21 protein-coding genes are annotated in these 19,328 nt (G+C 72.4%); 10 read left to right on the forward strand and 11 right to left on the reverse strand.

Features of this window, described 5'->3' with window-relative positions; all coding sequences use genetic code 11:
- Positions 1-78: 78 nt before the first annotated feature.
- Positions 79-1,014 (reverse strand): IS110 family RNA-guided transposase, encoded by a 936-nt coding sequence (locus IEX37_RS13975; protein WP_188756904.1) that lies wholly within the window; start codon positions 1,012-1,014, stop codon positions 79-81.
- Between the two features lie 1,006 nt (positions 1,015-2,020).
- Here IEX37_RS13975 and IEX37_RS13980 point away from each other — a divergent pair.
- Both IEX37_RS13980 and IEX37_RS13985 read left to right on the forward strand, forming a co-directional pair.
- Positions 2,021-2,245 (forward strand): DUF3107 domain-containing protein, encoded by a 225-nt coding sequence (locus tag IEX37_RS13980; protein ID WP_188756905.1) that lies wholly within the window; start codon positions 2,021-2,023, stop codon positions 2,243-2,245.
- A 7-nt stretch (positions 2,246-2,252) separates the two neighbouring features.
- Positions 2,253-2,543, forward strand: a complete 291-nt coding sequence (locus IEX37_RS13985; RefSeq protein WP_188756906.1) for a hypothetical protein — start codon at positions 2,253-2,255, stop codon at positions 2,541-2,543.
- Between the two features lie 15 nt (positions 2,544-2,558).
- Here IEX37_RS13985 and IEX37_RS13990 read toward each other — a convergent pair whose 3' ends face one another.
- Entirely contained in the window at positions 2,559-3,746 is a 1,188-nt protein-coding gene (locus tag IEX37_RS13990) for a MarP family serine protease (RefSeq protein ID WP_188756907.1), read from the reverse strand.
- Positions 3,747-3,784: 38 nt separating this feature from the next.
- Complete coding sequence (locus IEX37_RS13995; protein WP_188756908.1) at positions 3,785-4,501, reverse strand: ferritin-like fold-containing protein; 717 nt, start codon at positions 4,499-4,501, stop codon at positions 3,785-3,787.
- A 186-nt stretch (positions 4,502-4,687) separates the two neighbouring features.
- On the opposite strand from IEX37_RS13995, the gene IEX37_RS14000 reads away from it, so the two are divergent.
- Positions 4,688-6,145 carry a DEAD/DEAH box helicase gene (locus IEX37_RS14000; RefSeq protein WP_188756909.1) on the forward strand — a complete coding sequence of 486 codons (1,458 nt, stop codon included), beginning with the start codon at positions 4,688-4,690 and terminating at the stop codon, positions 6,143-6,145.
- Positions 6,146-6,258: 113 nt separating this feature from the next.
- Here the strand turns inward: IEX37_RS14000 and IEX37_RS14005 are convergent, their stop codons facing one another.
- Positions 6,259-7,140 (reverse strand): PHP domain-containing protein, encoded by an 882-nt coding sequence (locus IEX37_RS14005; RefSeq protein ID WP_229663285.1) that lies wholly within the window; start codon positions 7,138-7,140, stop codon positions 6,259-6,261.
- A gap of 83 nt (positions 7,141-7,223) precedes the next feature.
- Between IEX37_RS14005 and IEX37_RS14010 the strand changes: the two genes are divergently transcribed.
- A complete protein-coding gene (locus IEX37_RS14010; RefSeq protein WP_188756912.1) occupies positions 7,224-8,252 on the forward strand; it encodes an endonuclease/exonuclease/phosphatase family protein in 1,029 nt (342 codons plus the stop codon).
- 12 nt (positions 8,253-8,264) lie between these two features.
- Here IEX37_RS14010 and IEX37_RS14015 read toward each other — a convergent pair whose 3' ends face one another.
- A complete protein-coding gene (locus tag IEX37_RS14015) occupies positions 8,265-8,660 on the reverse strand; it encodes a DUF3054 domain-containing protein (protein WP_188756913.1) in 396 nt (131 codons plus the stop codon).
- A 69-nt stretch (positions 8,661-8,729) separates the two neighbouring features.
- On the opposite strand from IEX37_RS14015, the gene IEX37_RS14020 reads away from it, so the two are divergent.
- Entirely contained in the window at positions 8,730-10,136 is a 1,407-nt protein-coding gene (locus tag IEX37_RS14020; protein WP_188756915.1) for an aminopeptidase P family protein, read from the forward strand.
- Here IEX37_RS14020 and IEX37_RS14025 read toward each other — a convergent pair.
- Both IEX37_RS14025 and IEX37_RS14030 read right to left on the reverse strand, forming a co-directional pair.
- Entirely contained in the window at positions 10,114-10,776 is a 663-nt protein-coding gene (locus IEX37_RS14025; protein WP_188756917.1) for an alpha/beta hydrolase family protein, read from the reverse strand. The genes IEX37_RS14020 and IEX37_RS14025 overlap by 23 nt on opposite strands.
- Positions 10,773-11,408 (reverse strand): YflT domain-containing protein, encoded by a 636-nt coding sequence (locus IEX37_RS14030; RefSeq protein WP_188756918.1) that lies wholly within the window; start codon positions 11,406-11,408, stop codon positions 10,773-10,775. The genes IEX37_RS14025 and IEX37_RS14030 overlap by 4 nt, the downstream gene beginning before the upstream one ends.
- 150 nt (positions 11,409-11,558) lie before the next feature.
- Here IEX37_RS14030 and IEX37_RS14035 point away from each other — a divergent pair, with 150 nt between their 5' ends.
- The 3 genes from IEX37_RS14035 to IEX37_RS14045 are packed head-to-tail and all read left to right on the forward strand — an operon-like array spanning position 11,559 to position 14,547.
- Positions 11,559-12,851, forward strand: a complete 1,293-nt coding sequence (locus IEX37_RS14035; protein WP_188756920.1) for a magnesium transporter MgtE N-terminal domain-containing protein — start codon at positions 11,559-11,561, stop codon at positions 12,849-12,851.
- Positions 12,851-13,402 (forward strand): DUF1003 domain-containing protein, encoded by a 552-nt coding sequence (locus IEX37_RS14040; RefSeq protein WP_188756922.1) that lies wholly within the window; start codon positions 12,851-12,853, stop codon positions 13,400-13,402. The genes IEX37_RS14035 and IEX37_RS14040 overlap by 1 nt, the downstream gene beginning before the upstream one ends.
- Positions 13,399-14,547 carry an Mrp/NBP35 family ATP-binding protein gene (locus IEX37_RS14045; RefSeq protein ID WP_188756924.1) on the forward strand — a complete coding sequence of 383 codons (1,149 nt, stop codon included), beginning with the start codon at positions 13,399-13,401 and terminating at the stop codon, positions 14,545-14,547. Before IEX37_RS14040 ends, IEX37_RS14045 begins: the two co-directional genes overlap by 4 nt.
- 19 nt (positions 14,548-14,566) lie before the next feature.
- Here the strand turns inward: IEX37_RS14045 and IEX37_RS14050 are convergent, their stop codons facing one another.
- On the reverse strand, positions 14,567-14,947 hold the full coding sequence (locus IEX37_RS14050; protein ID WP_188756925.1) for a twin-arginine translocase TatA/TatE family subunit: 381 nt from the start codon (positions 14,945-14,947) through the stop codon (positions 14,567-14,569).
- A 78-nt stretch (positions 14,948-15,025) separates the two neighbouring features.
- On the opposite strand from IEX37_RS14050, the gene IEX37_RS14055 reads away from it, so the two are divergent.
- A complete protein-coding gene (locus tag IEX37_RS14055; protein WP_188756927.1) occupies positions 15,026-15,655 on the forward strand; it encodes an O-methyltransferase in 630 nt (209 codons plus the stop codon).
- Between the two features lie 58 nt (positions 15,656-15,713).
- Here the strand turns inward: IEX37_RS14055 and IEX37_RS14060 are convergent, their stop codons facing one another.
- From IEX37_RS14060 to dapE, 3 genes are all read right to left on the reverse strand, one after another.
- Positions 15,714-15,884 (reverse strand): DUF3117 domain-containing protein, encoded by a 171-nt coding sequence (locus tag IEX37_RS14060; protein ID WP_188756929.1) that lies wholly within the window; start codon positions 15,882-15,884, stop codon positions 15,714-15,716.
- A gap of 116 nt (positions 15,885-16,000) precedes the next feature.
- Positions 16,001-17,233: a hypothetical protein gene (locus tag IEX37_RS14065; RefSeq protein ID WP_188756930.1), complete on the reverse strand. Its 1,233-nt coding sequence runs from the start codon at positions 17,231-17,233 to the stop codon at positions 16,001-16,003.
- A complete protein-coding gene (gene dapE, locus IEX37_RS14070; protein ID WP_188756932.1) occupies positions 17,215-18,291 on the reverse strand; it encodes a succinyl-diaminopimelate desuccinylase in 1,077 nt (358 codons plus the stop codon). The genes IEX37_RS14065 and dapE overlap by 19 nt, the downstream gene beginning before the upstream one ends.
- Positions 18,292-18,372: 81 nt before the next feature.
- Between dapE and dapD the strand changes: the two genes are divergently transcribed.
- The gene (gene dapD, locus IEX37_RS14075) at positions 18,373-19,317 is read left to right on the forward strand and encodes a 2,3,4,5-tetrahydropyridine-2,6-dicarboxylate N-succinyltransferase (protein ID WP_188756933.1); all 945 of its coding nucleotides are present in this window, start codon (positions 18,373-18,375) and stop codon (positions 19,315-19,317) included.
- Positions 19,318-19,328: the final 11 nt, after the last annotated feature.

The following is a 19,328-nucleotide window of genomic DNA, read 5'->3' on the forward strand; positions in this document are numbered from 1 at the left end:
GTCTACTACGCTGACCTCGAAACGCCATCCCACCCGGTGCTGGCACCCGCATAGGAGCGGCAGAGAACCGGGGACGGTTCAGGGGTCGGTTTTCAGTCTGCCGACGGCGATGAGGTGGAGTGCCTTGTTGGCTTGCCGGTCGCCGCCGCGGTTGAGTCTCATGCGGCGGGTCTTGCCTGAGGAGGCGGGCAGGGGTGCCGTGCCGGTGAGCTTGGCGAAAGCGGCCTCGGAGCGGAATCGGTCGAGGTTCTGCCCGGCGGTGACCAGCAGCTGAGCGGCGGTGAGAGTGCCGATCTGGGGGCGGGCGACCAGGGTGGGCACGGCGGTGGCGACCAGCGGGGCGAGGGCTTTCTCCGCGTCTTTCATCTCCTTGTCCAATGCCTGGATGCGGCGGGCCAGGGCGCGCAGCGCGTGCCGGGCGGCGTGGGCGGGCTCGTGCAACCGGGTCAGGTCGGGACGCAGCGCGGCGGCTTTGACGACCCGGGCGGGCGTTGTCAACGGCAGCAGGAGCTCACGCAGTTCCTCCGGGGCGGTGGTGACCAGGTCCCGGAGCTGCGAGACCGCGGCGGTGCGGGCCTTCACCGCGCCGCTGCGGGCCACCAACAGCGCCCGGACCGCCTCGACGACTCCGGTGGACACCTTCGGGCGTCCCGTGGCGGTGCCGGCCAGGACAGCGCGGGCGGCGTGCTCTGCGTCGATCGCGTCGGACTTGCCTTGCCGGGCGCGGGTGGTCTTGTCGGGCCGGTTCACCTCGAACACGTCCATGCCCTCGGCCAACAGCTGCCGGGTCAGGCCCGCACCATAAGAACCGGTCGATTCAACACCGAACGCCTCGACCTGCCCATACCCAGCGGCCCAGTCCATCACCTCGCGGTAACCAGCCGCGGAGGCAGCGAACTCCGCATCAGCCACGCGCCGCCCCGTGGTGTCGATGATGACCGCGTGATGAGCGCGTTGATGCGTGTCGACCCCGACGATCAGTCGCGGTTGCGGGGTCTCGAGCGTGATTGTCATGCTGGAACCGTCTCCATCCGGTCTACGTCCTGATGGATGACCTCACCGGGTCGGGCGGACACAACAGTGATGAGCCTATGCAGGGTCCTATGAAGTCACTCCCGCCCGATCCGGCCATCCGGCACTGAAGGGCACGGGCCCCCGGGAACGTGCTCGACTCGTCGGTTTCAGGACAGTCAACGACGCCAGTTTCGACTCAGGTCAGAACCACCACCCAAGAACCCACCACCATCCTCACTGTTTCGACTCCGCGGCTCCGCCGCTCCGCTCAACGAGCAACCAAGAGCCCCTACCCCCGCCCCCCCCCCTACCCCTACCCACCGACCTCAACCCCTGTGCGAGCGAAGCGAGCGTGCGGGCGCGAAGCGCCGGCGCGCTGAAGCGAAGCGCAAGCGCCTCCCTCGCGGAGCGGCCCCTCGGGGGCCCGACGCGTGGGAGAAAAAAGAACAGAGCGAAGCGAGCGTGCGGGCGCGAGTGCGCCCGCCAACCAGGCGCGCAGCGCCGGCGCGCTGAAGCGAAGCGCAAGCGCCTCCCCCGAGGAGCGGCCCCTCCGGGGCCCGACGAGCGGGAGGAAAAAGAAACACCACCAACCCCGGCTTCGACTTCGCCGCTGACGCGGCTCCGCTCAGCCCGTTTCGACTCCGCGGCTACGCCGCTCCGCTCAACGACCGGACCTGGACGTCACGTGACCTCCGGGTCGTTGAGCGGAGCGAAGCGGAGTCGAAACGGGTTGAGCGAGCGAAGCGAGTCGCAACCAAGCTCTACCCCGCCCCGACTTCAACCCGGCGCGAGCGCGTCAGTGCGGGCGCGAGTGCGCCCGCCACCAGGCGCGAAGCGCCGACGCGCGCAGCAAAGCGAAGCGCCTCCCCCGAGGAGCGGCCCCACCGGGGCCCGACGAGCGGGAGAAAAAGAAGACCGTAGGCGGAAAAAGAACAGACCACGAACTGCCCTAGAGTTGACGGTACGGTCCGTTTCCGGGCCGAGGCGCGACGAAAGGCAGTCATCCGTGGAGATCCGCATCGGAATCACGAACACCGGCCGCGAGCTCAGCTTCGAGACGTCGGAGAGCGCCGAGGCCGTGAAGTCCACCATCGCGTCGGCGCTCGACCAGGGCGACAGCCACCTCAGCTTCACGGATGTGAAGGGCAACTCCTACATCGTGCCGACGGCGAACCTGGCGTTCATCGAGGTCGGCACGGAGGAGTCTCGCCGCGTCGGCTTCGTGGCCTGAGCCGCGCGTGTACATCCTGCTGGCCCTCATCGCCGCGGTCGCGCTGGGCGTGGCCGTGCACTTCGCGCTGCCTCGCCGGCCGCTGCGCGGCGTCGCGCTCGCCCCGTCGTTGGCGGGTGCGGCGGGCGCTGTGGCGTACGGCGTGTGCACGTGGGCGGGGCTCGGTGAGGCGAACCCGTGGCAGTGGGTCATCTCGCTCGTCGCCGCCGTTGCGGTGTCCGTGGGCGGGACGCTGCTGCTCACCCGCGTGCGCGCCGCGCACGACGAGGCGGAGGCGCGCCGCCTAGGTGTCGCCTGATCGCTCGGGAGGCGGTCAGCGGCGGATGCAGCGCCCGGGCTCGACCGGCTCCTCGGAGCCGTCGAGCTGTGCGAGCACGGGAAGAAGCTCCGCCGTGGTCATCGCGTAGCCGACGTCCGGGCGCACTTCGTCGCGCGCGAACACGACGCCCGCGACCGCTCCGGACTCGGTGAGCAGCGGGCCGCCGGAGTTGCCCGGTGCGATCTCCGCGGCGAGCGTGTAGAGCGCCCGCTCCGAGGGCGCCCCGCCGTAGATGTCGGCGATCGGCGCCGTTCCCACTCCCGCGATACCCGCCGGCACCGTGCGGAACGGTCCGCCGTGCGGGTAGCCCTGCACGACGGCACCGGCTCCGGTCTCGAGCGGCTCGACGATCCTCAGGGGTGGCGCGTCGACGTCGACGGCGATGACCGCGAGGTCGTCGACGGGGTCGAAGTACACGACCCGGCCGTCCCGCGCCGGTCGCCCGGGCAGCTCGACGACCGGCGTGTCGACGCCCGCGACGACGTGCGCGTTCGTCACGACCCGGCCCTCCGCCGCCACGAAGCCCGTTCCCGTGGAGCTCGTGCCGCACGCGTACGCGACGCCGGAGATGCGGGCCACGGACCGTCCGGCCTCCGCGAGCGCGGGATCGCTCGTGTCGATCTGGTCGGCGCGGGGCGCGATAGACAGGTCGGCGTCGTCGAGCAGGCCGTCGATCGCGGGCAGCAGCGCGTCGCCGAGCACCGTCGAGTGCAGCCGGGCGAACGCCTCGGCGATGGGCTCGGGCGTGAATCTGTCGATCGTCCGCAGCACGGTGGACGACGCGACCGAGGACGACACGACGGGGATGCCGGCCGCGGCGATCCCCGACCCCGCGAGCGAGATCGCGAGCGCCGCCGCGACGACTCCCAGCACGCCGCCCAGCAGGCGCTCGGCCACCCGCAGTCGCAGCCGATCGGCGCCGCGGCGGACGAGCACGCCGATGACCGCGCCGATCGCGGTTCCCCCGGCGAGCAGCAGGACGGCGCCGCCGACGATCGCAATGCCGCGCCACTCCCGGTCGGGCACGGCATCCGCGATCAGGGGAAGCAGCCATGGCGCCGCGATGCCACCGGCGACGAGACCGCACAGCGACCCGAGCGCTGAGAACAGACCCGCTCGCAGGCCCGCCACGAGCGCTCCGAGGAGCAGGACGACGATCACGACGTCGGCGAGCTGCAGCATGTCGTCTCCTCCCGGGCCCGGGGCGCACCCCCGGGAACCTACGCGGCCAGTCCCAGCCCGTCCATCCGCCGCGCGTGCGCGGCCATGAGCGCGGTGAACACCGGCTCCACCTTCTTCTCGTCGTCGCTCCCGAGCCGCTGGGGCCGCAGCGCGGCGCGCGCGATCAGCAGGGTGTCGCCCACCAGTCGGCGGGCCCACAGGGACAGCAGCGAGCGCATCTCCTCGTCGCTCTCGATCGTCCCGTGCAGCAGCTCGACGATCTGCTGGCGGTCGCTGCCGACGCTCAGGACCTTGGCGACCCGTCGCCCGGTCTCGCCGTAGCTCGACGCGAGCGCCAGGTAGAAGTCGTCGAGCATGCCCGCCGTGATGTGGACCGACAGCATGGTCTCCCGAGGCCGTGCTCCGACCGTGGCGCGGCGGAACGCGTCGAGCTGGTCCTGGAACGGGCGCATGATCTCGGTCGGCTCGTCGCCGCGGTCGCGGATGATGTCCACGATGGCGCGGTGCTTGACGAGCGCGGCGCCGGCGGCCAGCGACAGCGCCTCTTTCTCCTCCAGCTCGGGCGTCGCGCGGATCAGCCGCGTGAGCGTCTCGAAGTAGCCCAGCTGCAGGTACGCCGCCTGCCCCAGGAAGGTCTCGACGTCCGGAGCGAGCTCCTCGAAGTCGACGCGCCTCGCATCGCCCATGTCGCCGCGCGGCCGCAGGCGCAGCATCCGCGCCGGCGGGCGCCGGCGCCGGAAGAACCAGTTCACCACGGCGCCCAGCCTACGTCGTGGGGAGCGCGCCGCCCCACAGCGCCGCCGCCCGGGAGCGTTCAGGTCGCTCCGCTAGGCTGGTGGCGTCCCCGGCGACGGATCGGGGCCGCCGCGCCTGGAGCTGACAAGGGCGTGGATCGCACTTCTTCAGTGCAGCGCAGGCTGCAGACAGGCTCTCATCACATCGTGACTACCTTCTCCGACCTCGGCGTCGACCAGGACATCGTCGACGCCCTCGCCGCGAAGGGGATCGTCGACGCGTTCCCCATCCAGGAGCAGACCATCCCGCTCGCCCTCCCCGGTCAGGACGTGATCGGCCAGGCCAAGACGGGCACCGGCAAGACCTTCGGATTCGGCATCCCCGTCGTCCAGCGCCTCGGCCTGAACCCGGAGCCGGGCGTCAAGGCGCTCATCGTCGTGCCGACGCGCGAGCTCGCCGTGCAGGTCTACGAGGACCTCGACCTGCTGACGTCCAACCGCTCGACCAGCGTGGTGGCGATCTACGGCGGAAAGGCCTACGAGGGTCAGATCGACCAGCTCAAGGCGGGCGCGCAGATCGTGGTCGGCACGCCCGGGCGGCTGATCGACCTCGCGGGGCAGCGTCTGCTCGACCTCTCGAACGCGACCGAGGTCGTGCTCGACGAGGCCGACAAGATGCTCGATCTCGGCTTCCTCGCGGACATCGAGAAGATCTTCCAGAAGGTCGCGCAGGTGCGCCACACGCAGCTGTTCAGCGCGACGATGCCCGGTCCGATCGTCACGCTCGCGCGCCGGTTCATGTCGAACCCGATCCACATCCGCGCGAACGATCCCGACGAGGGCCTGACCCAGGCCAACATCGAACACATCATCTACCGCGCCCACTCGCTGGACAAGGACGAGATCATCGCCCGCATCCTGCAGGCCGAGGGCCGGGGCAAGACCGTGATCTTCACGCGCACCAAGCGCGCGGCGCAGCGCCTGGTCGACGAGCTGAGCGACCGCGGCTTCAACGTCGGCGGCGTGCACGGCGACATGGGCCAGGAGCAGCGCGAGCGTTCGATGGCGGCGTTCAAGGCGGGCAAGAAGGACGTGCTGGTCGCGACGGACGTCGCCGCGCGCGGTATCGACGTGGACGACGTCACGCACGTCATCAACCACACGATCCCGGACGACGAGAAGACGTACCTGCACCGCGCGGGACGCACGGGACGCGCGGGACGCACGGGCATCGCCGTGACGTTCGTCGACTGGGACGACCTGCACAAATGGGCGCTCATCAACCGGGCGCTCGACTTCGGCCAGCCGGAGCCGACGGAGACCTATTCGTCGAGCCCGCACCTGTACACCGACCTGAACATCCCCGAGGGCACGAAGGGCCGCCTCACGACCGCCCCGAAGTCGGAGAAGCCGCGCACCGAGCGACGCTCGCAGGGTGCCGGCCCCGCCGCCGGCCCGGGTGAGGCCGGGGACAAGCCGCGTCGCCGCCGCCGCCGCCGGTCCGGCGAAGCGGGCGACGGCGCGCAGTCCGAGGACGCGCAGACCCGCCCCGACGGCGCCGGCACGCACGACGGCGAGGGCAAGGAGCACCACGACGGCAAGCCCGCGCCGGCCCGTCGCCGCCGTCGCCGCCGCCCGTCCGGTCAGGCCCCCCAGGGCGCGTAACACTCCCGGCGTTGACTAGCGCCGGTGCGGCTTACTAGCGCTCCCCGGCCTAGTGAACTGCACCGGCGCTAGTCAACGCCCAGGCGTCGGGCGGACGGCCGGAAGCCGCCGCGTCAGGCCGGGTAGACCGGCGTCGTGCCCGAGGCGCGGTCGATGATGCGCTGCACCATCGCGTCGGCCGTGGTGTTCTCGCCGGGGAGGTTCGGTTTGCCGCGGCCGTGGTAGTCGCTCGACCCCGTGACGATGAGGTCGCGCGCCGCGGCGATCCGGCGGAGGGTGGCCTTGCCGGCCTCGGTGTTCTCGCGGTGCTCGATCTCGAAACCGGCGAGACCGGCGTCGATCAGGGCGTGCAGCACGGGCTCGGGCATCATGCGCCCGCGGCCCGCGGGGGTGGGATGCGCGACGATCACCACGCCACCCGCGCGCGTGACCAGCTCGACCACGCGGAACGGATCCGGCGCATAGTGGGGCTCGTAGTAGCCCTCTCGCGGATGGAGGATGCCGGCGAACGCCTCCGTGCGATCTTGCGCGAGGCCGCGCGCCACCAGCGCGTCGGCGATGTGCGGCCGGCCCACGGTCGCGTCCTGGGTCGTCTGGGCCAGCACGTCGTCCCACGTGAGGTCGTAGTCGCGGGCGATGTTCGCGACGATGCGCTCCGCCCGCCCCACGCGGTCGCCGCGTATGCGTTCGATCTCCTCCCGCAGAGCCGCGTCGTCGGGGTCGAACAGGTACGACAGCAGGTGCACGCTCCGCCACTCGTGCTTGGCCGAGAACTCCATGCCCGGCAGGAACGTCATGCCGAGGGACGTCGCGGCCTCGGCCGCCTCGGCCCAGCCCGCCGTCGTGTCGTGGTCGGTCAGCGCGATCGTCCGCAGGCCGTGGCGGTGCGCGGACGCGACCACCTCCGCGGGAGGCTCCGTGCCGTCGGAGCGCAGCGAGTGCAGGTGCAGATCGCTCGGCCCCGAGAACCGCCGCCTGCCGTCACCGTCGCCCACATCCCGATCGTAGACCGCGCGAACTGGGCGCGCCCACCGCGCGCATCCGCCGCTTTCCCAGGTCATCGACCTAATGTCGAGGCGTGCTGCGCTTGCTCGGGTTCCTCACCGCGGCGTTGTTCGCTGTCGCGACCGCCGCCGTCACGTGGCCGCAGTTCTTCCGCCTCGAGCAGACGGCGCCGTTCGCGCAGATCGTCTCGCTCCGGGGCGTCATGGTCGCCGGCTTCGCGGGCCTGACGCTCGTCTTCCTGCTGTTCGCGATCGCCCGCCCGCTGCGCGGCTTCGCCATGGTGATGGCGCTCGTCTCGGCGGTCGGCGCGATCGCCGGCGGCGTCACGCTGGGCATGCGCGGTTACGGCGCGTCGCTGCCCGCCGCGACCGATACGAGCATCCGCGTCATGACCTGGAACACCGCGGGCGAGGCCACGGGCGCCTACGACATCGCGCAGACGGCGGTCGCGATGGACGCCGACATCGTCGCGCTTCCCGAGACCGCCGAGCGGGTGGGCACCGAGGTCGCCGTGCAGATGCGGGAGCTGGGCCGCCCGATGTGGGTGCACCACGTGCAGTACAACAAGGAGATCGAGCTCGGCCCGCACTCGTGGGTGACGACGATCCTGATCTCGCCCGAGCTCGGCGACTACGCGGTCATCCCGTCGTCCGACGACGGATCCAGCAACACGCAGCTGCTGCCGAGCGCCGTCGTGATGCCGGTGGACGGCACGGGCCCCACGGTCGTCGCGGTGCACGCCGTCGCGCCGCGACCCGCCTACATGGACGTGTGGCAGCAGGACCTGCGTTGGATCGCGGACCAGTGCCCCGCCGGTGCGAACGTCATCGTGGCGGGCGACTTCAACGCGACACTCGACCACATGGCGTCCCTGGGCCTGGGCGGCGGCGACCTCGGCTACTGCCGCGACGCCGCCGCGACGACCGGGAACGGCGCGATCGGCACCTGGCCGACGGACGTTCCCGCGCTGCTGTCCGCACCGATCGACCACGTGATGCACTCCGAGCACTGGGAGGCGACCGGATCCGTCGTGCTCACGAACCTCGACGGCGCGGGCAGCGATCACCGTCCGCTCGTCGTGCAGCTCGAGCCCGTCGGCTGACCGGCACCGCTCTCAGCGGCGCTCGGCCCGGGCGGCGCGCACGCGGCGCGCGACGGCCAGGACGAGCCTCCAGCCCACCAGCGTCACCAGCAGCGTCACGGCCGCCACGATGACGAACGGCAGCGCCGTGCCCTGTCCCGACACGGCACGCAGCAGCATCCCCCCGCCGAGCGTCACGAACCACACGACCAGTCCGGCGGCGATCCCGTCCGTCCGGCCCCGCAGCACCACGACCGCCGCGGATGCCAGCAGGAGCGACACGCCGAAGGGCCACAGCGCGCCCAGATAGCCGACCGGGTCGACCAGCGCCGCGTCGCCGTGCGTGTCGCGTCCCAGCGCCACGAACGCGATCACGAAGGCCAGGTCGATGCCCAGCGCCGTGAGCGGCTGACGGGTCGCGGAGTGCATCGCTCCAGCATACGAAAGCGGTCGCCGCGCACCCGGCGCCGTGTCAGCGGTCGGTGAGACACTGGAGGCATGAGCGACACGACCGAGAGGACCGAGGCGGCCACGACCGAGGGCGTCGTCAATCGCCGTCAGCCCTATCCGCAGGGCTTCCTGGACACGATCTCCGAGGGATGGGCCGAGCGCCCCGAGCAGCTGCCCCCGCTGCGGGAGCAGGCGCCGTACGCCGCCGTGCGGCGGCGGGCCGTGTCGGAGGCGTTCCCCGGCAAGAGGCTCGTGATCCCGGCCGGCACGCTCAAGCAGCGCAGCAACGACACCGACTACCCCTTCCGCGTGCACTCGGCGTTCGCGCACCTGACCGGCTGGGCCGCGGACTCCGAACCCGGCGCCGTGCTCGTGTTCGACCCCGTCGACGGCGGGCACGACGTCACGCTGTACTTCCGCGAGCGCGCCGACCGCACGACCGCGGAGTTCTACTCGGATGCCGCCATCGGCGAGTTCTGGATCGGCCCTCGCCCGGCGCTTCCCGGCGTGGCGGGCGAGCTGGGCATCCCGACGGCTCACATCGACGCGTTCGAGACGCGCGAGGGCGATCTGGTCGTCGACGAGGATGCGGAGCTGACGCGCTTCCTCTCCGAGCTGCGCCTCCGGAAGGACGAGTACGAGATCGCGCAGCTGCGCCTGGCCGTGCAGGTGACCGCGGACGGATTCGACGACATCGTGCGCGAGCTGCCCCGCATCATCGAGCACCCGCGGGGCGAGCGCGTCGTCGAGGGCGTGTTCCACCGGCGCGCGCGCAGCGACGGGAACTGGGAGGGCTACGACACGATCGCCGCGTCGGGCCCGCACGCGTGCTACCTGCACTGGACCCGCAACGACGGCGCCGTCCTCCCGGGAGACCTGATCCTGATCGACGCGGGCGCCGAGGTCGACAGCCTCTACACAGCCGACATCACGCGCACGCTCCCCGTCAGCGGCACCTTCTCGCCCATCCAGCGCCGCATCTACGAGACGGTGCGCGAAGCCGCCGACGCCGCGTTCGGCGCCGCCCGGCCCGGAGCGAAGTTCCGGGAGGTGCACGAGGCCGCCATGGAGGTGCTCGCCCGGCGCACCGCGGAGTGGGGTCTGCTGCCGGTTACGGCCGAGGAGGCCCTGGACGGCGAGCGCGGCGGTCACCACCGCCGCTACATGGTGCACGGCACGAGTCACCACCTCGGCATCGACGTGCACGACTGCGCGCAGGCCCGTCGCGAGATGTACTACGACGGTGTCCTGGAACCCGGGATGGTCTTCACGATCGAGCCGGGCCTGTACTTCCAGATCGACGACCTGACGGTCCCGGAGGAGTACCGCGGCATCGGCGTGCGCATCGAAGACGACATCCTGATGACCGAGGACGGTCCCGTCAACCTCTCGGCCGGCATCCCCCGCACAGCGGACGAGGTGGAGGCGTGGATCAGCGGACGAAGCGTGCGATGAGGGGCGCGAGTCGCGCGCCGATGACGTCGGCGCCGCGACGCTGTCCCTTCACCTCGAAGGAGTGGTTCGCGTCGGCGACCCACTCGACCGTCGCGTCCCGGCACGTCGCGACCACCTCGTCGAACTGCGAGCGCGGCTGGATGAACGGGTCGTTCTCGCCCGCGACGAAGAGCTGGGGCTGATCGATCGCGGGGAGGTGCTCCGCGCGCGGCCGCTCGGGCTTGCCGGGCGGATGCAGCGGATAGCCGAGATACGCCAGGCCGGCGACTCCGAAACCTCCCTCAGCGGCCGCCATCGACGCCATCCTGCCGCCGTAGGACTTGCCCGCCGCCCAGACGGGCAGCCCCTCGCCGGCGGCGGACTCGACGACCGCGCGCCACGTCGCGACGGCGTCCGCGGGGCGTCCGGGCATGCGCCGCCCCGCCTCGACGTACGGGAAGTTGAAGCGCACGACGGTGAGACCCGCCGTGGCGAGGGCGCCCGCGAGTCCCGCGAGGAACGGATGCCGCATTCCGGCGCCCGCGCCGTGCGCGAGGCACACCACGGCCCGGGGCTCTGCGGCGTGGTCGATGAGGAGCGGTACCTCGGCCGACGCGCCCTTCGGCAGCGTGACGGAGACGCGCCGCGCTTCGTCCGTCACGCCCGGCCCCGGTCGTCTCCCCTGCCCTCGTCCTCGGGGGCGGCGCCCTCGGGACCCTCGGGGGCCTCCGCCTCAGGCGCGGGAGGCGTCGCGGGATCGATCCGCACGCCGTAGCGCGGCGGCTCGCTGAGCGACGGAGACGACGAGGGCGTCACCGGGCGCGGCGGCGCGGACGGCCCCAGCACGCGGCGTGCGGTGCCCACGCTGCGCGGCAGCACCGTCACCTCGTAGTGATCGGCCGCGACCTGCATGACGCTCGCGAAGTCGCGACGCCGGCGCAGCAGCGCGTAGCTGATCAGGCGCACGAGCATCCCGATCGCGATGCCCACGAACATCATGCCGACGAACACCTGCATCGGGATGCCGGGAGACCAGATCACGACCATGGCGGCGAACAGCAATCCGAGCAGGACGCCGTTGACGGCCCCCGACCACGCCGCCTGGGCGTACCCGAGCCGGCCGGTGACCTTCTCGATCGACCGGAGCGCGGTGCCCACGATAGCGATGTCGGCGGCGGGCACCTCGGACGCGATGAGACGCGACACCGCCTTCTGCGCGGCCTCGTACTCCTTGAAGCTCGCGACGGTCTCGCCGACCTCGAACGTGCGCCCCATCCCGGCCATCATGCTCATGGGCGCCATTCTCGCACGCGCACCCCGCGGGCCCCTGGACGGCCCCGCGCCCCGCCCGCGCGCCCACGCTCCCGCCCGCTGTACCCCTGACGCGGCGCGGGGCCTCCGGCGCCGCGGCCGCGCGCAGGGCCGCGCGACTACTCTGGGACCATGAGCACCCAGAGGGTTTTCGTGGCACGCCTGGCCGGCTGCCCCGTCTTCGACCCCGCCGGAGACCGGCTCGGCAAGGTGCGCGACGTCGTGGTCGTCTACCGCAGCAACGCGGCGCCCCGCGTCATCGGCCTCGTGTGCGAAATCCCGGGACGCCGTCAGGTGTTCGTCTCGATCGGGCGCGTCACCTCGATCTCGTCCAGCCAGGTCATCACGACCGGTCTCATCAACGTGCGTCGCTTCCAGCCCAGGGCCGACGAGGTGCGCGTGCTGGCGGAGGTCGTCGGCCGGCGGGTCCACTTCGTCGACGGCAGCGGATCCGCCGTGATCGAGGACGTCGCGATCGAGCCGAACCGCGTGGGCGACTGGGCCATCGGGCAGCTCTTCCTGAGGAAGCCCAAGACCAGCGCGTCACCGTTCGCGAAGGGGCCGACGACGTTCGCCGCGTGGAACGAGGTGCGCGAGCAGCACACCCCGGGCCAGGCGCAGTCGGCGGAGGCCCTCGCGGCGAGCTTCGCGGAACTGCATCCCGCGGACCTCGCCAACACGCTCCTGGATCTGCCGGAGGAGCGCATGATCGAGGTCGCGGAGGAGCTCTCGGACGAGCGGCTCGCGGACGCGCTCGAGGAGATGCCCGAGGACGAGCAGGTGCACATCCTGGAGAAGCTCGGCGATGAGCGCGCCGCGAACGTGCTCGACGCCATGGAGCCCGACGACGCCGCCGACCTGCTCGCCGAGTTCGCGCCGCAGCGCTCCGAGGAGCTGCTGCAGCTCATGGAGCCCGACGAGGCGGAGGACGTGCGCATGCTGCTGCGCTACGGCCCCGACACCGCGGGCGGCCTCATGACGACCGAACCGATCATCATGTCGGCCGATGCGACGATCGCCGAGGCGCTGGCGCTCATCCGACGCCACGAGCTGCACCCGGCCCTCGCCGCGAGCGTGTTCGTCACGCTGCCGCCGTACGAGACGCCGACCGGCCGCTTCCTCGGCGCCGTGCACTTCCAGCGCATGCTGCGCTACCCGCCGCACGAGCGCGTGGGCGCGATCCTCGACGACACGCTCGAGCCGGTGACCGTGACGGCCACGGCGGCCGAGGTCGCGCGCCTGCTGGCCAGCTACGACCTCGTCTCGCTGCCCGTCGTGGATCAGGCGCGGCGCCTGGTCGGAGCCATCAGCGTCGACGACATGCTGGACTACCTGCTGCCCGACGACTGGCGTTCGCACGACGCGGGCGCGCCGCTGCCGCCCGCTCCCACGACCGGCACGATCCCGACGATCGGACGCGGCTGATGTCGCCGCGCGAGACCGCCCGCCCCGAGGCGGTGCGGGGCCGGAAGCCGCGCCTGGCCTCCGCCGGTCCCGCACGGGACCGGGACCGGTTCGGACGCGCCACGGAGTGGATCGCGCGGGCGATGGGAACCCCCGCGTTCCTGATCGGGCTGACGCTGTTCTGCCTCCTCTGGATGCTGTGGAACTCGCTCGCCCCCGAGGCGTGGCGCTTCGACTCCTCGGCGCTGGGGTTCACCGCGCTCACGCTCGCGCTCTCGCTCCAGGCGTCGTACGCCGCGCCGCTCATCCTGCTCGCCCAGAACCGGCAGGACGACCGGGACCGCGTGCAGATGGAGCAGGACCGGCAGCGCGCCGAGCGCAACCTCGCCGACACGGAGTACCTCGCACGCGAGATCGTCGCGCTGCGCCTCGCCCTGGGTGACCTGGAGCAGCGCGTCGTGAGCCGGGAAGCCCTGCGCGAAGAGCTACGGGAGGAGCTCCGCGGGCTCCTGGTGGAGCTCGACGCGCGAGCCGATCGGGACGCGGCGCCGCCGCGGGACGAGCGCGGATGAGCGACCTCGCCGAGCGCGTCCGCGCGGCCGTCGGCGCCGTCGCGGACCCCGAGCTGCGCCGCCCCCTCTCCGAGCTCGACATGGTGCGCGCCGTCGAGTCCGACGGCTCCGACGTGCGCGTGCAGATCGCACTGACGATCGTCGGGTGCCCGGCCGCCGACCGCATCGAGGCCGACGTGCGCCGCGCCGCGGCATCCGTCGAGGGGGTCGGATCCGTCGCGGTCGACCTCGGGGTCATGACGCCCGCCGAGCGGCAGGCGCTCACGGCCCGGCTGCGCCCGGCCCGGGTCATGCCGTTCGGACCCGACTCGCTCACGCGCGTGATCGCCGTGACCAGCGGCAAGGGCGGCGTCGGCAAGTCCACGGTCACCGCGAACCTCGCCGTCGCGCTGGCCCAGCGGGGCCTGGCCGTGGGGCTGATCGACGCCGACGTGCACGGGTTCTCGATCCCGCCGCTGCTGGGGCTGGCGAAGGACGGCGAGATCGCCCAGCCCACGCGCGTCGACCAGCTCATGCTGCCGCCCGTCGCGCACGGGGTGAAGACCATCTCGATCGGGATGTTCCTGCAGAGCGGCGACGGCGCCGCCGGCGGCCGCCAGGGCGCGGTCGCGTGGCGGGGCCCCATGCTGCACCGCACCGTGCAGCAGTTCCTCACCGACGTGTACTTCGGCGACCTGGACGTGCTGCTGCTCGACATGCCGCCCGGCACGGGCGACGTGGCCATCTCGGTGGGGCAGCTGCTCCCCCACGCCGACGTGCTCGTGGTCACCACCCCGCAGGCCGCGGCGTCGGACGTCGCCGTGCGCAGCGGTCTCGTCGCTCGTCAGACGGGTCAGCGCGTGATCGGGGTCGTGGAGAACATGGCGTCGATGACGCTGCCCGACGGCACGGCGCTCGACCTGTTCGGCTCGGGCGGCGGCGCCGAGGTGGCCGCGGCCCTGTCCGCCGCCGGAGACGAGGTGACCGTGCTCGCGTCCATCCCCCTCAGCCCCGCGCTGCGAGCGGACGGCGACGCCGGCGAGCCCGTCGTGGTGGCACACCCCGGGGACGCGGCCGCCGCCGAGATCGTCCGCCTCGCCGAGCGCATCGCCGCCGAGCCGCGCCGTCTCGCGGGCCGTCGGCTTCCGGTCGCGCCCGTCCGCTGATCGCTCCCCACGGGTGGGGTCAGGTCGCCTCGGAGTCGAAGGGCGGCGGCGCATCCGCGGAGAAGAGCTCGTAGGCGACGGGCGGCCGCCGCGGCGGAGCGACTGCGGCGGCGACGGCCGGCGAGGGCGCGGAGGGAGGCGGGGTGTCCTCCAGGAGCGCCTCTCGGATGATCCGGCGCGGGTCGTACTGGCGCGGGTCGAGCTTGCGCCAGTCGACCTCGTCGAACTCGTCGCCCATCTCCTCGCGCACCCGCGTGCGCGCCCCCTGCGCGAAGTCCCGCGCGCGCTTGACGAACTGCGCCAGCAGCTCGGCATACCGGGGCAGCCGCTCCGGACCGATGAGGAGAGCGGCGATCACGCCGATCACCAGCACCTTCTCGAAGGTGAGCCCGAAGAACATGGATTCAGCGTACCGGCCGCGCCTGCGCGTTCCCCGCGCCGCCGAACCGTAGGCTGGAGGCCGATTCAGGAGGTTCCATTGAGCGACCAGGACGCGATCGCGCGCTTCGCGCGCGAGACCGTGATCGAGCCAGATCACATCGCCCGCGCCCGCCTCCATGCCCTCGAGCTGGGAGCCGCCCCCGTCAGCGCGGGCGTCGGCGCGCAGTGCGCCGTCATCGCCGCCGCGAGCGCCGCCCGCTCGATCATCGAGATCGGCACGGGCGCCGGCGTGTCCGGCCTGTGGCTGCTGCGCGGCGCGCCGCGGGCGGTCCTCACGACGATCGACAACGAGCCCGAGCACCTCGGCGCGGCGCGCCAGGGCTTCACCCACGCCAAGGTGCCGTCATCGCGCGTGCGCATGATCACGGGCCGCGCCGCGGACGTGCTTCCCCGCATGAACGAGGCGTCCTACGACATCGTGCTCGTCGACGCCGATCCCGAGAACGTCATCGACTATGTCGCGCACGGCCTGCGGCTCGCGCGGGCGGGCGGCACGGTCCTGGTGCCGCGCGTGCTCAACGCGCGGGTCGCCGATCCCGTGCAGCGCGACCCGCTCACGGTTGCGTACCGCACCCTGCTGCAGGAGACGCAGTCCTCCCCCGCCGTGATCCCGGCGCTGTCCACGACCGGCGAGGGCCTGCTGCAGCTCACCACGGTCACGGAGTGACCGCGCACAGAAGAGGGGCCGGATCCGATGGATCCGGCCCCTCTTCTCACGACGTCGGTCAGGCGTTCACGACCTCGCCGAGCACACCGTAAAGCTCCTTCGCCTCATCGTCGTTGACGGAGACGACGAGACGACCGCCGCCCTCGAGGGGGACACGCACGATGATGAGGCGCCCCTCCTTCACGGCCTCCATAGGTCCGTCACCGGTTCTGGGCTTCATGGCTGCCATCGTGGCTCCCTTTCGTCATGGACTCCCACGCCGAGTTTACCGTCAGCGCGCCCGCGCGGCCCAACGGCGCCGGCGACACTCCGCGCGGTGTCGTCCCGAACCGGGGCGGGCGCCGCTCACGGGATCTGCCAGAACCGGTTCCCCGAGCCGTACATCGCGGCGATCCACACGGCCTGACCGAGGAGGCACAGGGCGAGCACCGACACGCGCAGCGCGCGCGACCTCGGCGCCGCGACGGCTCCCCACAGCGGCGACAGCGGCAGCAGCAGCCGGAACGTGCTCGACTGGGGGAAGAACACGGCGAACAGATACAGCAGATAGCTCGCCGCCCACAGGCGCACCTCGATGCCCAGCCGGCGCACGGGAGGCGCGAAGAACATCCCGACCACCGCCGCCACCAGGAGCACCAGGGCGGCGTAGCCCATCCAGGCCGGCATCCCCCACAGCCGGAACCAGATCCCGGCCGCCTCGACCCAGCCCTCGAACGGCACGAACACGCCGAACGCGTCGGACCACGCGCGGCGCCACGCCAGTTCGGTCTCCAGGTACGCCTGCGGATTGCCGGTGACCGCGCCGGCGATCAGCTGCCAGGCGAAGCCGACGGCCGTCGCGAGCGCGCCCAGCGCGACGATGTGCGCGATCTCGGCCCCCGGCAGCGGGTCGACCGCACGACGACGCCAGCGCCAGATGCCGTAGAGACCGAGCATCAGCGCGAGCGCGAGCACGCCCGGCCGGGTGAAGGCGAGCACCGGGATGACGCCGTACAGCCACCACCACCGCCGCAGCGCGACGCACAGCAGGGCACAGAACAGCAGCAGGAGGAACAGCGATTCGGCATAGCCAACCTGGAACATCGCGGCCACAGGGGCGGATGCGAAGAAGGCCACGGCCCACAGCGACGCGCTCTCGTCCTGCCGCAGCCGCAGCAGCCGGTACAGCACGAGACACGCGAGGTAGCCGGACGCGAGCGACACGGCGAGCGCGCCGGCGCCCCACGAGCCCAGCCCCACCGCGTTCGCGACGTGCGCATACACCGGCATGAACGCCCACGCGTTCTCCGCGATGTCGCCCGAATCGGAGGTGGGCGGCACCGCCGGGTACCCGAAGACGGCGACGGACCAGTACCACTGGGCGTCCCATCCCAGCACGAAGTCCCCGAGCGAGGGCGACTCGCCGAACCGGGACTCGGCGGTCGAGGCGCGCGCGGCCAGCAGGAGGAACCCGGTCGTGACGAGCCGCGCCGCCAGGTAGATCGCCGCGATGCGCGCCGCGACCGGAAGCCGCCGCCACGCGTCGCCGCGCGAGCCGGACGGCGCGGGAGCGGGTCGGGTCAGCGAGCCGTCAGCCATGCGCGCAGTCCCCGCTCGACCTCCTCGATCTGGGCGACCGGCACGCGCTCCTCGTCGTGGTGCGCCAGCAGCGGGTCGCCGGGGCCGTAGTTGACGGCCGGCACGCCCAGCCGGGAGAAGCGCGCCACGTCCGTCCAGCCGTACTTGGGCCGCGGCGCGCCTCCGACGGCCTGCAGGAAGCGCTGGGCCAGCGGCGCGTCGAGACCCGGTCGCGCCCCGCCGGCGAGGTCGGCGATCTCCACCTCGAAGCCTTCGAAGACCCCGCGCACGTGGGCGACCGCCTCCTCCTCGCTCCTGCTCGGCGCGAACCGGAAGTTGACCTGCACCTCGCACAGGTCCGGGATGACGTTGCCCGCGACGCCGCCCGAGATGGCCACGGCGTTCAGGCCCTCCCGGTACTCGAGGCCTTCGACGGAGATCGTGCGGGGCCGGTACTCGGCCAGGCGGGCGAGCACGGGCGCAGCCGCGTGGATCGCGTTCTCGCCGATCCACGAGCGTGCGCTGTGAGCGCGCACTCCGTGCGTGCGCACGATGGCGCGCAGCGTGCCGTTGCAGCCCCCCTCGACGAGACCGGCCGTCGGCTCCCCCAGGATCGCGAAGTCGCCCGCGAACAGATCGGGGCGGGACGCGGCGAGGCGCGTGAGGCCGCTGTGCTCAGCGGCGACCTCCTCGTGGTCGTACCACATCCACGTGATGTCGACGGCGGGGTCGACCAGCTCCGCGGCGAGCTTGAGCTGAACCGCGACTCCGGCCTTCATGTCGACCGTGCCGCGACCCCAGATGTACGGCTCGCCGTCGATCGTCACGTCCCGCGTGGGCACGTTCCCGTTGATCGGCACCGTGTCGATGTGCCCCGCGATGACGACGCGCTGCGCGTGCCCGGCGTCGGTCCGGGCCACGATCGTGTCGCCGTCGCGATGCACCTCCAGGTGCGGCAGTGGCGCGATCGCCCGCTCGATGGCGTCCGCGAGCGCGCCCTCGTGGTCCGACACGCTCGGGATGTCGCAGATCGCCCGCGTGATGTCGGGCGAGGAGGCGGTGAGGTCGAGCGCGCGCATGCCTCCACTCTAGGAGTGCGCGCACGCCCCGCGCGTCGGGCGGCACCGGGAGGGCCGGGCATCGTCCCTAGGATGGAGGGCATGGATGAGCGCTGGATCTCAGGAGTTGGCCTTGCGACGATCGCCGCGGACGGCACCATGCTGGACACGTGGTACCCGGCTCCGCGAGAGGGACGCGCGGACAGCACGACCGACGAGTACGACAACCTCGATCGGCTCGCGGCGCCCGACGACCGCCGCAACGTCACGCTCGAGGCCGTGACGGTCGAGATCGACCTCGCCGCGCCGCCCGCGTCGACACCCGACGCCTACCTGCGCCTGCACGCGCTGTCCCACCGCCTCGTCCGGCCCAACGAGCTCAACCTGGACGGCATCTTCGGTCACCTGCCGACCGTCGCCTGGACGAACGCCGGGCCCATGCACCCCGACGACGCGACGCGGCTGCGCCCCTACCTCCAGCGCGACGGCGTCCAGGTCGTCTCGCTCGACAAGTTCCCGCGCCTGACCGACTACGTCACGCCCGAGGGCGTGCGCATCGGCGACGCGTCGCGTGTGCGCCTGGGCGCCTACCTCTCGCCCGGCACGACCGTCATGCACGAGGGCTTCGTGAACTTCAACGCCGGCACCCTCGGTGCCTCGATGGTCGAGGGCCGCATCTCCCAGGGGGTCGTGGTGGGCGACGGCAGCGACATCGGCGGCGGTGCCTCGATCATGGGCACGCTCTCGGGCGGCGGCAAGCACCGTGTCGCGATCGGCGCGCGGTCGCTGCTCGGCGCCAACGCGGGCGTCGGCATCTCGATCGGCGACGACTGCGTCGTCGAGGCGGGGCTCTACCTGACGGCCGGCACCAAGGTCGTCCTCGCCGACGAGCCGGTCACGGCGGACGGCACCCCGCGCGTGGTCAAGGGCGCCCAGCTCTCCGGATCGAGCGGCCTGCTCTACCTGCGCAACTCGCTCACCGGCGCGATCGAGGCCCGCCGCCGCACCGGCGTCGGCGTCACCCTCAACCCCGCCCTGCACGCCTGAGCGGCCGAGGG

Source organism: Microbacterium album, from assembly GCF_014643695.1.
GTDB lineage: Bacteria > Actinomycetota > Actinomycetes > Actinomycetales > Microbacteriaceae > Microbacterium > Microbacterium album.